At 69.6% G+C, this 11947-nt stretch carries 15 protein-coding genes and 1 pseudogene; 5 read left to right on the forward strand and 11 right to left on the reverse strand.

Annotated features, from left to right (window positions below; translation table 11 throughout):
- Positions 1–91 precede the first annotated feature (91 nt).
- From ACIOKD_RS12075 to ACIOKD_RS12085, 3 genes are all read right to left on the reverse strand, one after another.
- On the reverse strand, positions 92–967 hold the full coding sequence (locus ACIOKD_RS12075) for a SigB/SigF/SigG family RNA polymerase sigma factor (protein ID WP_402081755.1): 876 nt from the start codon (positions 965–967) through the stop codon (positions 92–94).
- Between the two features lie 170 nt (positions 968–1137).
- A complete protein-coding gene (locus ACIOKD_RS12080) occupies positions 1138–1572 on the reverse strand; it encodes a DUF2267 domain-containing protein (protein WP_402081757.1) in 435 nt (144 codons plus the stop codon).
- Between the two features lie 96 nt (positions 1573–1668).
- A complete protein-coding gene (locus tag ACIOKD_RS12085; protein ID WP_402081759.1) occupies positions 1669–2103 on the reverse strand; it encodes an Hsp20/alpha crystallin family protein in 435 nt (144 codons plus the stop codon).
- Between the two features lie 137 nt (positions 2104–2240).
- Between ACIOKD_RS12085 and ACIOKD_RS12090 the strand changes: the two genes are divergently transcribed.
- A complete protein-coding gene (locus ACIOKD_RS12090) occupies positions 2241–2903 on the forward strand; it encodes a type III effector protein (protein WP_402081761.1) in 663 nt (220 codons plus the stop codon).
- Between the two features lie 57 nt (positions 2904–2960).
- Here the strand turns inward: ACIOKD_RS12090 and ACIOKD_RS12095 are convergent, their stop codons facing one another.
- A complete protein-coding gene (locus tag ACIOKD_RS12095) occupies positions 2961–4286 on the reverse strand; it encodes an APC family permease (protein WP_402081763.1) in 1326 nt (441 codons plus the stop codon).
- Positions 4287–4358: 72 nt separating this feature from the next.
- On the opposite strand from ACIOKD_RS12095, the pseudogene ACIOKD_RS12100 reads away from it, so the two are divergent.
- From ACIOKD_RS12100 to ACIOKD_RS12115, 4 genes and pseudogenes are all read left to right on the forward strand, one after another.
- A pseudogene (locus ACIOKD_RS12100) lies at positions 4359–4571 on the forward strand (DUF4383 domain-containing protein); the annotation flags it as partial.
- A 6-nt stretch (positions 4572–4577) separates the two neighbouring features.
- A complete protein-coding gene (locus tag ACIOKD_RS12105) occupies positions 4578–5042 on the forward strand; it encodes a hypothetical protein (protein ID WP_402081765.1) in 465 nt (154 codons plus the stop codon).
- Entirely contained in the window at positions 5039–5587 is a 549-nt protein-coding gene (locus tag ACIOKD_RS12110) for an alcohol dehydrogenase catalytic domain-containing protein (RefSeq protein ID WP_402081767.1), read from the forward strand. Before ACIOKD_RS12105 ends, ACIOKD_RS12110 begins: the two co-directional genes overlap by 4 nt.
- Complete coding sequence (locus ACIOKD_RS12115; RefSeq protein ID WP_402081769.1) at positions 5584–6213, forward strand: zinc-binding dehydrogenase; 630 nt, start codon at positions 5584–5586, stop codon at positions 6211–6213. Before ACIOKD_RS12110 ends, ACIOKD_RS12115 begins: the two co-directional genes overlap by 4 nt.
- Before the next feature lie 16 nt (positions 6214–6229).
- On the opposite strand, the gene ACIOKD_RS12120 is transcribed toward ACIOKD_RS12115, so the two are convergent.
- The 7 genes from ACIOKD_RS12120 to ACIOKD_RS12150 all read right to left on the reverse strand — a co-directional run bounded on the left by ACIOKD_RS12120 (position 6230) and on the right by ACIOKD_RS12150 (position 11883).
- Entirely contained in the window at positions 6230–7027 is a 798-nt protein-coding gene (locus ACIOKD_RS12120; RefSeq protein WP_402081770.1) for a cytochrome c oxidase assembly protein, read from the reverse strand.
- Positions 7024–7515: a DUF2243 domain-containing protein gene (locus ACIOKD_RS12125; protein ID WP_402081772.1), complete on the reverse strand. Its 492-nt coding sequence runs from the start codon at positions 7513–7515 to the stop codon at positions 7024–7026. Before ACIOKD_RS12125 ends, ACIOKD_RS12120 begins: the two co-directional genes overlap by 4 nt.
- Before the next feature lie 168 nt (positions 7516–7683).
- A complete protein-coding gene (locus ACIOKD_RS12130; protein ID WP_402081775.1) occupies positions 7684–8274 on the reverse strand; it encodes a hemerythrin domain-containing protein in 591 nt (196 codons plus the stop codon).
- Between the two features lie 7 nt (positions 8275–8281).
- Positions 8282–9481, reverse strand: a complete 1200-nt coding sequence (locus tag ACIOKD_RS12135) for a hypothetical protein (RefSeq protein WP_402081777.1) — start codon at positions 9479–9481, stop codon at positions 8282–8284.
- A gap of 94 nt (positions 9482–9575) precedes the next feature.
- Positions 9576–10394 (reverse strand): phosphodiesterase, encoded by an 819-nt coding sequence (locus ACIOKD_RS12140; RefSeq protein WP_402081780.1) that lies wholly within the window; start codon positions 10392–10394, stop codon positions 9576–9578.
- Positions 10367–10549 carry a hypothetical protein gene (locus tag ACIOKD_RS12145; protein ID WP_402081783.1) on the reverse strand — a complete coding sequence of 61 codons (183 nt, stop codon included), beginning with the start codon at positions 10547–10549 and terminating at the stop codon, positions 10367–10369. Before ACIOKD_RS12145 ends, ACIOKD_RS12140 begins: the two co-directional genes overlap by 28 nt.
- A 77-nt stretch (positions 10550–10626) precedes the next feature.
- Positions 10627–11883 carry a PP2C family protein-serine/threonine phosphatase gene (locus ACIOKD_RS12150; RefSeq protein ID WP_402081786.1) on the reverse strand — a complete coding sequence of 419 codons (1257 nt, stop codon included), beginning with the start codon at positions 11881–11883 and terminating at the stop codon, positions 10627–10629.
- Positions 11884–11947 lie beyond the last annotated feature (64 nt).

Consider the following 11947-nt stretch of genomic DNA (forward strand, 5'->3'; position numbering starts at 1 on the left):
AGCTACCTCGCAGGCCTCCACCTCCGCGCCTCCATGATCTGGATCAACGACCTGCTGAAGGCAACTGACTGATCACGACATCACACAGGCCCTAGTCGGCGGCCAGCAGGCCGGCGCGGAGCTTGCCGAGGACGCGGGTGATCAGCCGTGACACGTGCATCTGCGAGTAGCCGAGCTCGTCGGCGATCTGCTGCTGGGTGAGTTCGTCGACGAAGCGGAGGTGGATGATCCTGCGGTCACGCTCGTCGAGTCCGGCGACCAGCGGGGCCAGGGAGTGGAAGTTGTCGATCAGGTCGTAGGAGCTCTCCTCGAAGCCTATGAAGTCGGCGAGCGCGGTGTCGGACTCCTCGTCCTGGTTCATCACGGCGGCGTCCAGCGAGGCGGCGTTGTAGCCGTTGGACGCCATCTGCGCCTGGACGACCTCGGAGGACTCCAGCTGCATCAGCTCCGCGAGCTCCGCCGTCGAGGGTGACCTCCCCAGGCGTGTGCGCAACTCCTCGGTGGCCTTGGACAGTTCCAGCCGCGCTTCCTGAAGACGGCGCGGAACGTGTACGGCCCAGCTCGTGTCGCGGAAGAACCGCTTGATCTCGCCGGTGATGTAAGGAACGGCGAAGGACGTGAACTCGACCTCGCGGGACAGTTCGAACCGGTCGATCGCCTTGATCAGGCCGATGGTCCCGACCTGGACGATGTCCTCCATCTCCTGCGGGCCACGGTGCTTGAACCGGGAAGCCGCGTACTGCACGAGGGAGAGGTTCATCTCTATCAGGCAGTTGCGCACGTACTGATACTCGTGCGTGCCCTCCTCAAGCTGCGTGAGACGGTCGAAGAACCGCCTGCCCACTTCCCGCGCGTCTCTGGGCGCGATGGAGGAAGGGGCCGCGTACGCGCGCTCGACGAGGTCCTGCCGCACCCCGGTGGCCCGGACACCGGCCGCGGTGTCTCCCTGCGCCGTCACGATGGTCATTGGGTCTCGCTCCTTGTACCTCAGGCATGGCTGCCGTTTACGATCCTGCCCGCGCGTACCCGGGCAGCGGACTCGTACGCCCATGGATCGCAGCCGAGTGTCGGATGGGCGCCGGGGCTGCGGCTCGGGCCGCCGCGGTGCTGTTCCGGCTCGGTGCCGGCCTGGAAAGGTCAGGCGGCCTGGACGAGTTCCGCGCGCCCGAACAGCAGCGCGTATCCGGACGGGAGTCGGGCGAGGACGCGGTCGAGGAGGTCACGACCCGCGAGGTCCGCCACAGCGGCGAGGACGGCTCCGGTGTCCCAGCGTGCGGTGGCAGGTGTGCCGCCCGTACGGGTGGCGAGGTCCTTGACGAAGCCCCAGCCCGTGAGCGGCCGGGGATCAGCGCTCTGGCCGTTCAGGACACGGGCGGCCTCGGCAGGCAGGCAGGCGGCGAGATCGCTGCGCTCCTCGCCGGTGAGCTGACGGCCCAGCGCCGCCAGCACGGCATACGTCACTTCCTCGGCCCGCTCCCTGGTGGAGTACGCGCCCTCGTACCGGATCTTTTCCAGCATCCGGTGAAACGTCGTGCCAGGCCGAGCAGGAGCCGGTTCACGCAGCGGAATCATCGGAGATCATTGCCTTTCTCGCCCGTCGGGCGTGGTGCCAGTAGGAGGGGCCGGCCCGGTGGGTCCTGGTCGGCCCCGCTCAAAGGAGACGAGTCCTCAGCCGCGGATCTGCCTGTGCTCGGACCCTCCGCCGATCGAGACCTTGCGCGGCTTGGCGCGCTCGGCGATCGGGATGCGCAGGGTCAGCACTCCCGCCTCGTAGTCGGCCGTGATGCGCTCGGTGTCAAGGGTGTCGGCCAGCACCAACTGGCGCGAGAAGACGCCGACTGGCCGCTCGGAGAGCTCCATCTGCACGTTGTCGGCCTCCGCGGCCGGGCGGCGCTCGGCCTTGACAGTGAGCATGTTCCGCTCGACATCGACCTCGACCGCGTCCTTGTCCACACCGGGCAGGTCGAGAGCGATCACGTACTCCTCGCCCTCCCGGTAGGCGTCCATCGGCAGCACCGACGGCCTGGACGATGTGCCCGTCACGCCCGTCAACTGCTGGGCGAGTCGGTCGAGTTCGCGGAACGGGTCGGTGCGCATCAACATCGCGAAAACACCTCCACAGGTCTGGCAGTAACTGCCAATGCGCTCGGTCCGACACTGTTGTAGCATGTCATCCAAACGATGACAACTCTAATGTCGTCCGAAGGGTGACACTCAGGACGACGCCCAAAAGGATCTGCATGCCCCCTGCTCCCGAACCCCATGACCCCGCCTCGCTCCTCGCCGCCAAAGCGGCGCTCGACGCGATCGGCGAAGCCGTCCGCACCGCCAGGACCGAGCAGCCGGAACCGCCTCCGGAGGACGGGCAGGCCGCCGCCGACCAGGCCTTGGCGGCACTCGTGCTGTTGCGTGAACTGCGCGAACAGCTCGCAGGGTGGGAGCCGGGACTCATCGAGGCAGCCCGGGCAGCGGGCTCCAGCTGGGCGGAGCTCGCCCAGCCCCTGGGCGTCGCCAGCCGCCAGGCCGCCGAGCGCCGCTACCTGCGCGTACGCCCCGGGACCTCCGGCAGCACCGGCGAACAACGCGTACAGGCGACCCGGGACCACCGCGCCGCCGACCGCACCGTCTCCGCCTGGGCACGGGCCAACGCCGCCGAACTGCGCCAGCTCGCCGGACAGGTCACCGCTCTCACGGACCTACCCGCCCAGGCGCACACCCCCCTGGCCCGGCTCGCCGACGCCCTCGCCGCCGACGACGCCACCCACCTCATCGGCCCCCTGACCGAAGCGCACGCACACCTCAAGGCCGGTCACCCCGCCCTCGCGGCGCGCATCGACTCCATCAGTCACCACACGGACCGACTCCGTCAGGCCCGTGGCGGCCGCGACGGCACCGCCTCCTGAGGAACCGCCTCCTGAGGACGGGAACCGCGACCCCTCCCCCTGGGCGCCCGGCCCGGTTCAGCGGGTGCGCCGCAGCCGCACCGCGGCGACAACACCCAACACCACACCCGCCGCGAGTACGACCAGTCCCTTCAGCCAGACCTCGCGTTCGATCTGGGTCGCGAGCACCACGCAGGAGGCCGCCCCAAGGACCGGCACCGCGGACGGGGCCCTGAAGTGATCGTGGTCGGTGACGTCGCGACGCAGCACGAGGACAGCTGTGTTGACGAGGAAGAACACCACGAGAAGGAGCAGGACCAGGGTCGAGGCGAGTGTGCTCACGTCGCCGGTCAGCGCGAGCAGCAGCGAGAGCGCCGTGGTGGTGGCGATCGCGGCCCACGGCGTACGCCGGCCGGGCAGTACCTTCGTCAGGAAGCTCGGCAGCAGGCCGTCCCGGGCCATGCCGTAAGCCAGCCGCGACGACATGATGCCGGTGAGCAGAGCGCCATTGGCGACCGCGACCAGGGCGATGGCGCTGAAGAGTTCCGTGGGGACCCCGCCGGCCGCACGGACGACTTCGAGGAGCGGCCCGCTGGACTCGGCCAGCTTCTCTGTCGGCACGGCCGCCGCGGCGGCTGCTCCGACCAGGACGTACACCGCGCCCGCGGTGACCAGCGCGCCGAAGAGCGCCCTGGGATACGTGTGCCGGGGATCGCGGGTCTCCTCGGCCACGTTGACGGACGTCTCGAACCCGACGAACGAGTAGTAGGCGAGTACCGCCCCGCTGAGCACGGCGGCGGCAGGGCCCTTGCTCGTGGTCCCGAGGTCCGTGAGCCGTCCCACGTCTCCGTCGCCGCGGAGCACGATCCAGGCACCGAGCCCGATCACCAGCACCAGTCCGCCGACCTCGACGACCGTCGCGACGGCGTTGGCCCTCGTCGACTCGCTGATGCCCCGAGCGTTCAGCGACGCCAGCGCGGCCAGGAAGACGATCGTGACGAGCACCACCGGGAGCGAGACGAACTCGGACAGGTAGTCGCCGCCGAACCCGCGGGCCAGGGCGCCCACCGACACGACGCCGGCGGCGAGCATGCAGAAACCGGCGAGGAATCCGGCGAAGGGCCCGTAGGCCAACGTGGCGTAGTGGGAGGCCCCGCCCGCGCGCGGATACTTCGTGACCAGTTCCGCGTACGAGGCGGCCGTCAGCAGCGCCAGGCACAGGGCCACGAGGAGCGGGGCCCACACGGCGCCACCGGCATCGGCCGCGACCTGCCCGACCAGGACGTACACGCCCGCGCCGAGAACGTCGCCGAGGATGAAGAAGTACAGCAGCGGGGTGGTCAGAGCCTTCTTGAGCGCCGTGGGAGCTTCCGACGTCCGGGGCGCGGTACGGGGAGTGTGCACGTAGCGCCGGGTACCCGGTGCGGTGAGTTTTCGACATGGCAAATGGAGGGATCGTGGATCGGGTCGCGGCCGTCCCGTACCGCCTCCGGAGCCCGTACGTACCTGCTGGCGGGCGGCGCCGTCTATCTGGTGCTGTGGCTGTACGGCCTGTTCGTCGGTCACGACAGCGGAGCCAACTTCGTACCGCTCAACACCGCTGACGACTGGCTGCACTTCTTCCTCGCCCTCGGCATGATTGCGCTGGGCGCGCTCCTCACCCGCTCCCGCACCACCAGGGGAAGGTGAGCTGCGATGGTCTCCTGGAAGACGCGCGGGGCAATCGCCGCGGGACTCGCCGGAGCGGTCGTCGTCGCGCGCAGGGCGCGGACGAACCGGTCGGCTCCCACCGCCCCCCACAGGTGGCTGGTGGTGACGGTCAACCGTCCGCCGGGTGATGTACAGGCCGACAAACTGCCGTCGCCGCTGCAGGAGTACGGCGACCGGATCGAAACGCGTATCGACGCGGCGCCGGGAGGCCGTGGCACCGAACTGGCCGTGCGTTTCAGGGAACCGCAGCCGGACGCCACACGGTCGGTATTCGCGCGGTCGGCCGGGGCCGATCCGCGCCAGGAGCTGCGGCGTGCCCTGCGTGACGCCAAATCCCTGCTGGAGGCCGGAGAGGTCATGCGCCCCGACGAACCCACCACGCGTTCCACGCCCGGCGGGAAGCTCGTCGGCCTGCTCAGCCGGCGGGCGGGCGGGGAGGGAGTGCTGTGAAGGCGCTGTGCTGGGAGGGCGTGAACAAACTCGCCGTCGAAGAGGTGTCGGATCCGGTCCTGCACAACGACCAGGACGTGATCGTACGGCTGATCGCGGGTACCACGTGCGGCTCCGACCTGCACCTCATCGGCGGCTACATCCCCTTCATGCGGTCCGGTGACGTCATCGGGCACGAGTTCATCGGGGAGGTCGTCGAGGTCGGTGCGGGGGTCCGCCGGCACGCCGTGGGCGACCGGGTGGTCGTCTGCTCGTTCGTCGGCTGCGGCCGGTGCTGGTACTGCGCCAACGACCTGTGGTCGCTGTGCGACAACACCAACACCAACCCCGGCATCGGACAGGCCCTCTTCGGAGCCGACACCGGCGGGATCTTCGGCTACTCGCACGCCATGGGCGGACTGCGCGGCAGCCACGCCGAGTACGTCCGTGTGCCCTTCGCCGACCACGGCGCCTTTCCCGTGCCGGACGGCATCGACGACATCAGCGCCCTGTTCGTGTCGGACTCGGTGCCCACTGGATGGATGGGCGCCGACCTGGGGGCGTGAAACCGGGTGACGTGGTCGCGGTGTGGGGCTGCGGGGCCGTCGGCCAGATGGCGGCGCGCGCCGCGATGCTGAAGGGTGCCGAACGGGTCATCTCCATCGACCGCGTTCCGGAGCGCCTGGCGATGACCGAGCGGCACATCGGCAGTGAGGTGATCGACTACACGGCGACCGACGTCGGCGCGGAGCTCCGGGAACGCACCGGTGGCCGGGGCCCGGACGTGTGTATCGAAGCGGTCGGCATGGAGGCGCACAGTGACAGTCCGGTCCACCTCTACGACCAGGTGAAACAGCAGCTGCGCCTGCAGACGGACCGCCCCACCGCCGTCCGGCAGGCCGTCCACGCCTGCCGTAAGGCCGGCACGGTCTTCATCCTCGGCGTCTTCGCCGGAGCCGTGGACAAGTTTCCGCTGGGTGCGGTGATCAACAAGGGTCTGACCGTGCGCGGTGCTCAGATGCACGGCCAGCGGTACATCCCGATGCTGCTGGACCGGATGGCGGCGGGAGAGCTGAGCACGGCTCACCTGGCGACCCACACCGTCACACTGGACGAGGCACCGAGGGCGTACGACCTGTTCAAGCAGAAGACCGACGGCTGCGTGCGCGCCGTCATCCGGCCGGGCGGCTGACCCCGGACACTCCCAGCTACCCAGCCAGGGTCTTCGGCTCGCGGCGCACTCGGCGGGCCCGTGCACGGCCGGTGGAGGTGTACCAGCCGACCCCCAGGACCACGGCCAGCGCCGCTTCGGCCAAGTCGCCGCCGTAGTACATCCATCGCGCCCCTTGGTGCAGGTCGGCCGCGGCTACCCGGATACCGGGCGGGGGCGCCGCGTACAGCGTCTTGGACAGTACGCCGTGCGCGGCGCCGACGGCCAGCAGAGTGCCCCCGCGCACGGCAAGGCCCCAGCGCCGGCGCACCGGATCCAGCGGGCACACGGCGAACGTGAACAGCAGCCCGGCGGCCAGCACATGCGCGTGGACCAGGCTGTGCGTTAGGGGATGGTGCCATGTGACCGCGAAGAGTTCCGTGCGGTAGAGCAGCCATATGCCTCCCACATTCAGCAGCCCCGCCAGGGGAGGGAAGAGCAGCAGGCTGATCGGACGGGAGCGGGCGAGGGAGAGCAGGCCCCGGCGTGCGGGGCCGGGTGCGAGGGAGCGCAGCACGAGGGTGAGCGGGTGGGCGAGCACGAGGAGCAGTGGTGCCAGCATGCCGAGGACGACATGCCGGACCATGTGCGCGGTGAACGGTTCCGCGGGCAGCCCTCCCGCCGTCGCCCAGGCCGTGGCGACACCACCGGCCGCGAATGTCCCGTCCCGCCATCCGGGCCAGACATCCCCGCGGCGCCGCAGACGGCTCGCCGCCATCAGATAGACGGCGACCAGCACCGACAGGGCCACCAACTCGGCTGCGACAATGGCGGGTCGGCCGTGCGCGAGCGTCACGGCAGCGGTCCGGCCCCGGAGGCGCGGACCGCGCGCAGCGCGAGAACCGCTCCGGTCAGCAGCAGAATGACGGCGGAGATGTTCCATGCCCAGTCGTACGGGGTGACATCCACGCCGTAGCGGATCTGGTGCAGGCGCAGCAGCTTGTGATCCACGATGCCGTCGAACAGCTGAAAGGTCCCCAGGCCCAGGAAGAAACCTGCCCGTGCGTGTGCGGGCGCCAGGGCGTGACGACGGCGCAGGTCGGCGTAGAGGAAGAAGCCGGCGACGAGGAGCAGGAGTTCGGCGGTGTGCAGCAGACCGTCGGACAGCAGGCCGACGGCGGTGGTCGAACGATCGTAGAAGTGGTGCCAGTGCAGGATCTGGTGGAAGACGATCTCGTCGACCGCGGCCATCACGGCCACCCCGATCAGTGCGCACACGACCAATGAGGTGCGGGTTTCGATATGCCTGTCCGAGGCGGTGACCGGCCGGTCGGGCGGTGTCATGGGCGTTTGCCTCTCTGCGGTACCGGCATCCGGGCAGGTCGGTGTCGATGAGGGGCGGCCCACGGTACGCGCGGGACGGCCCCGCCGCAGAGCGGCGGAGCCGTCGTGTGGGTACTGCCGTGGGCCCGTGGCAGTACCCACATGACCGATGTGCCTGACGGCAACCGCTCAGCCGGGGCCCATGGCCTTGCGGACGGCATCGCGGGTGCGGTCCATCAGGGCCGCGACCGGTCCGAGCGCCATATTGGCCGCTCCGGACTCCACGCCCGGATGAGGACGGGTGGGCGCCATGGCTTCGGCCGCCTTGACACCCTTGGCGAGCGCGGCGAGTCCCGCGGTGTCGGTGCTGCGGCGGATATGGGTGAACTCGTAGCGTTCCTCGGCGCGTGCGTGTTCCTGGACGTCCTTGCGCAGCTTGAGCAGTTGCGGCATGAACTTCGGGTCGTCGGTGTCGTAGTCGTCGAGTTCGGCCAGGGTTTCCTTGGCCGCCTTCTCCTCGGCGAGCCGGTCTTCGACCACCTGCCTGCCGCCGGCGAGTCCGCGCCGGGCGAAGGGATGGACGACCTCTTCCTCCGCGGTCTCGTGCACGGCCAGCAGGCGCACCAGACGGCGGAACGCGTCCCGGCGCTCCTCACCGGAAGCGGCCTCGACCTCGTCGAAGAGGTTGCGGATGTCGCCGTGCTGGCGCATCAGCAGAGCGACGACGTCAGTGTCCTCGCCGCGGTCGTCACCGGCGGGGGGTGTGTGAAGAGTGGACATGCCGGCCTCACTTCTCCCGCTGGGAGGGGTCGGGATGCTCGCCCTCGGTCTGCACGCGGTACTCCCGCCCGAACATCTCGTCGTGCTCGACCATCACCCGATCGCTCGGAGGCGCCTCGCCGCCGTGGATCGCCTCCTGCATCCTCTCGAACCGCTCGTGCGCCTCACGCACATAACCTGCGCCCAGCGTGGTCAGGTCCATCTGTGTGTCCAGCAGCTCGCGCAGATAGGCCTTGTTCGGCTCGAAGGTCAGGACGTTGGGCAGCTGCGGTGCCAGCACCGACTCGGGGTCGCGTCCGTCGTGGCGGCGCATCAGGTCACAGGCGATGTGCAGGTGCTCCAGCTCCATGTTCAGGTGCAGCTCCCAGATCGCCTTCACCCTGGGATCGCTCTCCTGCTCCATGAAGGAGTAGTACAGGTAACACTCGTTGTACTCATGGTTGACCAGCTGCTCCCACCACGTCTCGCCCGGGTCGACCAGGGACTCGTAGTGGGTTACGTGCTCCTCCTCGATGAGCCCGATCTCCTGGTAGAGCTGGCGGGCGATCGGCTCCATGTAGGTGGGGCCGGTGTTCATGTAGAAGTTCATCGTCTGCTGCTCCGCCGACATGATCGTCAGGGCGTGCAGCTTCGACAGCGGATTCGTCTCGTCCTTCGCGTACGGATCGCGGACGTTGTCCACCGGGTCGCGGTGATGGAAACGGGTGGGCCTGCCCGGCATGACCTCGGTCAGTCCGTCGACGATCGAGTCCGCCTTGCGGTGCTCGATCATCTCGTACAGGTTCGCGTACCGGTAGAGGTGATCGAAGTCCTCCAGCACACCGAACTGGTACGCCTGCTTCAGGTACGGGTCCGGCTCCATGCGGGCGACCCAGGCGGTGAGGTCCACGGCCACCTGCTCGTAGGCGATCGTCGTCTCCAGCACCGACGACACGCCGGGTAGCAGCCAGTTCACCACTTTCTGCTGCTGGGCCTCGACGTAGCGCGTCTGGGCCAGTTGGCGTTTCACCTCGGGATCGGGGGTGTGGCGAGCCATCTGGTGGCTGAACATGATCGCCTCGACCTCGATGCCGTTCATCGTGATGATGCGGCAGCGGGTGTAGGGATCGCAGTGGTCGGGATCGATGGGAGCGACGTTCAGCTCGCGCCAGTTCCTGAGCTGACGGTCCAGTGGTAAGCCGCGTTGTTCCAGGGGGTTGAAGGTCACCTGTGCCTCCGGGGCAGTCGACGGTGAGATACGCAGTCCCCCAGGCCGGGGGGGATCAGTCGCCGAGACACCGAAAGAATTGAGTAATGGCCATTTAACGACCGTCCGGGATTCGTCCGGGGCGGCCCTTTTCGCGGCGGTCGGCCTGCGAGCCCCGGTAGGCGGCGCGCCGGATCGCGGCCAGGGCGCTGCCCGGGCGGAAGCCGCGCCCACTGTGCGTGTAGATGTCGGAGTCCAGGCTCTCCGTCGGCGGTACGGGCAGCGGAGCGCCCACGGTCAGCACGGCGAAAGCGCGCCACGCCCGGCCGGAGGTCTCGGCGCACAGGTCGAAGACGAGAGTTCCGGCGGTGAGCACCTCACGCAGACTCGTCAGGTCGCCACGGACCGGTTCCCGCCGCGTACGACGCGGAAAGGCGGCCAGGAGACTGCTGTGGCCTCCTACCCGGTACGGCAGGAGGCTGGAGTACGGGCCGCTCAGCACGTCCGTGCGGGGCTGGGGCAGATGCCGGCCGACCCGGCCGCGCCCACTGCTGGTGAGGAGCAGGTCAAAGGGACGGCCGGGGCCCGCGGCCCCCTCCACGCGCAGAGCGAGCCCCAGTCCGTCGGGCAGCCGGCCGGGCAGACCGGCCGCTCGGGAGAGGCGGACCGTGGTCTCGTACCGGCCGGGCTCGTCCAGCCACGGCACGCCCCAGAGTCCTCCTCCGTCGTCCACGACCTCCAGCTCGGCCGCGCAGGTCAGCCCGTACGGATGCAGTGCCGGCCCCCGGCGCAACTGGGCGAGCTGACGGAATCCGGCCCGGATCGTGCCGAGAAGCCAAGGGGCCGACGGTCTCCGCCCTCGCCGACCGGTGACCGTCGAGCCGGCGGACGGTGCTTCGACGACCCTCACGGACCGGACCAGCCGCTCTCCCACGCCTCGGTCTCCTCCTCGTCCTGCGGCTCCTCGCCCTCCGCCTGTGAAGGTGTCGTCCGCGGTACGTCAGGATGTTCGGGGGTCTGCGCCGTGTCGTCCGGCGAGCTCTTCTGCTGCTGTTCTCCCTCGGCCTGGGACGGGGTCTGCTCACTCATGGACGGCCTTCCTCTCGATCCGTGGAGAGCGGCGAGTACCCAGGCCGGTCGCGCTCACTCCGGAGAACGGCCGGTCGTCACTCCGCACTCACCGGCGACCCCGGGCCCGAGACGCCTTCGTCCAGCACGGGCGGAGCTGTCCCGGTTCCGCCGTGCCATGCACACAGCAGGACGGTGGCGTCGTCGATGAGGCGTCCGTCGTGGTGCTTCAGCACGGCGCCGATGAGCCTGCGCAGCGTTTCGGGCGCGGCCAGGCCGTCAGCCTGGTGCCGGATCACGAAGTCGACGAAGCGCTCGCGGCCGAACTCGTTCCCCCTGGCGTCCTGGGCCTCCACGATGCCGTCGGTGTAGAGCAGCAACTGGTCACCGGGCTCCAGCTGTTCACGGCACAAGGTCACAGGAAGGCCCAGGTCCGTTCCCAGCGGATGGGTCGGCGCGCAGCCGAGGTGGGTGGTCCAGCGCCTGCCGCGGATCAGGACGGGGAGATGGTGGCCGCAGTTGATCCAGGTCAGTATCCCTGTCTCCAGGTCCAGGTCGGCCAGTACCGCGGTCGTGTAGCGGGAACGCGCGAACTGCTCGATCAGGGTGGCCTCGATGGCGTCGCGGACCGCGGCGAGGCCCTTGCCCCGGCGCCGCTGGCTGCGGCACGTGGCCATGGCGAGGTTGGCCGTCAGCCCGGCCGAGGTGTCATGGCCCATGGCGTCGAAGACCGCCAGGTGGGCCGTGTCGCCGGCCAGGGCGTAGTCGAAGGCGTCGCCCGCGGTGACGTAGGCCGGTTCCATCGCCGCGGCGATGGTGACCCGCTTGTTGGCGAACGTCCGCGGTGGCATCAGCCTCCACTGCATCTCCGCGGACACCGACATCGGGCGTACGCGGGTGAGGCGGGCGTAGGAGTCGCTGTGGTGGCGTTTGGAGATCAGGAACAGACCCACCAGCGACGCCAGATCCTCCATCGCCGCCTGCGTCGTCCCGTCCGGTTCGCCGTCTGTCTCCACCCGCAGGGCGCCCAGGCGTTCGGTGCCGTCCAGGACGGGCAGCCAGTGCTGCACGCGCCCGTTCACGGGCGCGGAATGCGCGTGCCCGCTGCGGAAGGTCCGGCCCGCCAGTGTGGCGTCGACCCGCAACTCCTGTCCGCCCGCTCCGGCGTCCGGGCCGCGACCGGTCGCTTCCCGCAGCATCAGCTCCTGGATGTCGGCCACGTAGATACGCGCCTCGTGCAACCCGGCCGCATGCGCGTGCTGTGCCACCAGGTCCGGCATCTCCTCGAAAGCGGACAAGTGACTGGCCCGTAACAGAGCGTGGAGCATACGGGCACGGTCCTCATACGAAGTCATGCCGATCACCTGTCGAACAGGGACGGCTCGCTTCCGCCAGACCAGTCCCGCCATCCAGGAGATA

Source organism: Streptomyces sp. NPDC087844, assembly GCF_044742785.1.
Lineage (GTDB): Bacteria > Actinomycetota > Actinomycetes > Streptomycetales > Streptomycetaceae > Streptomyces.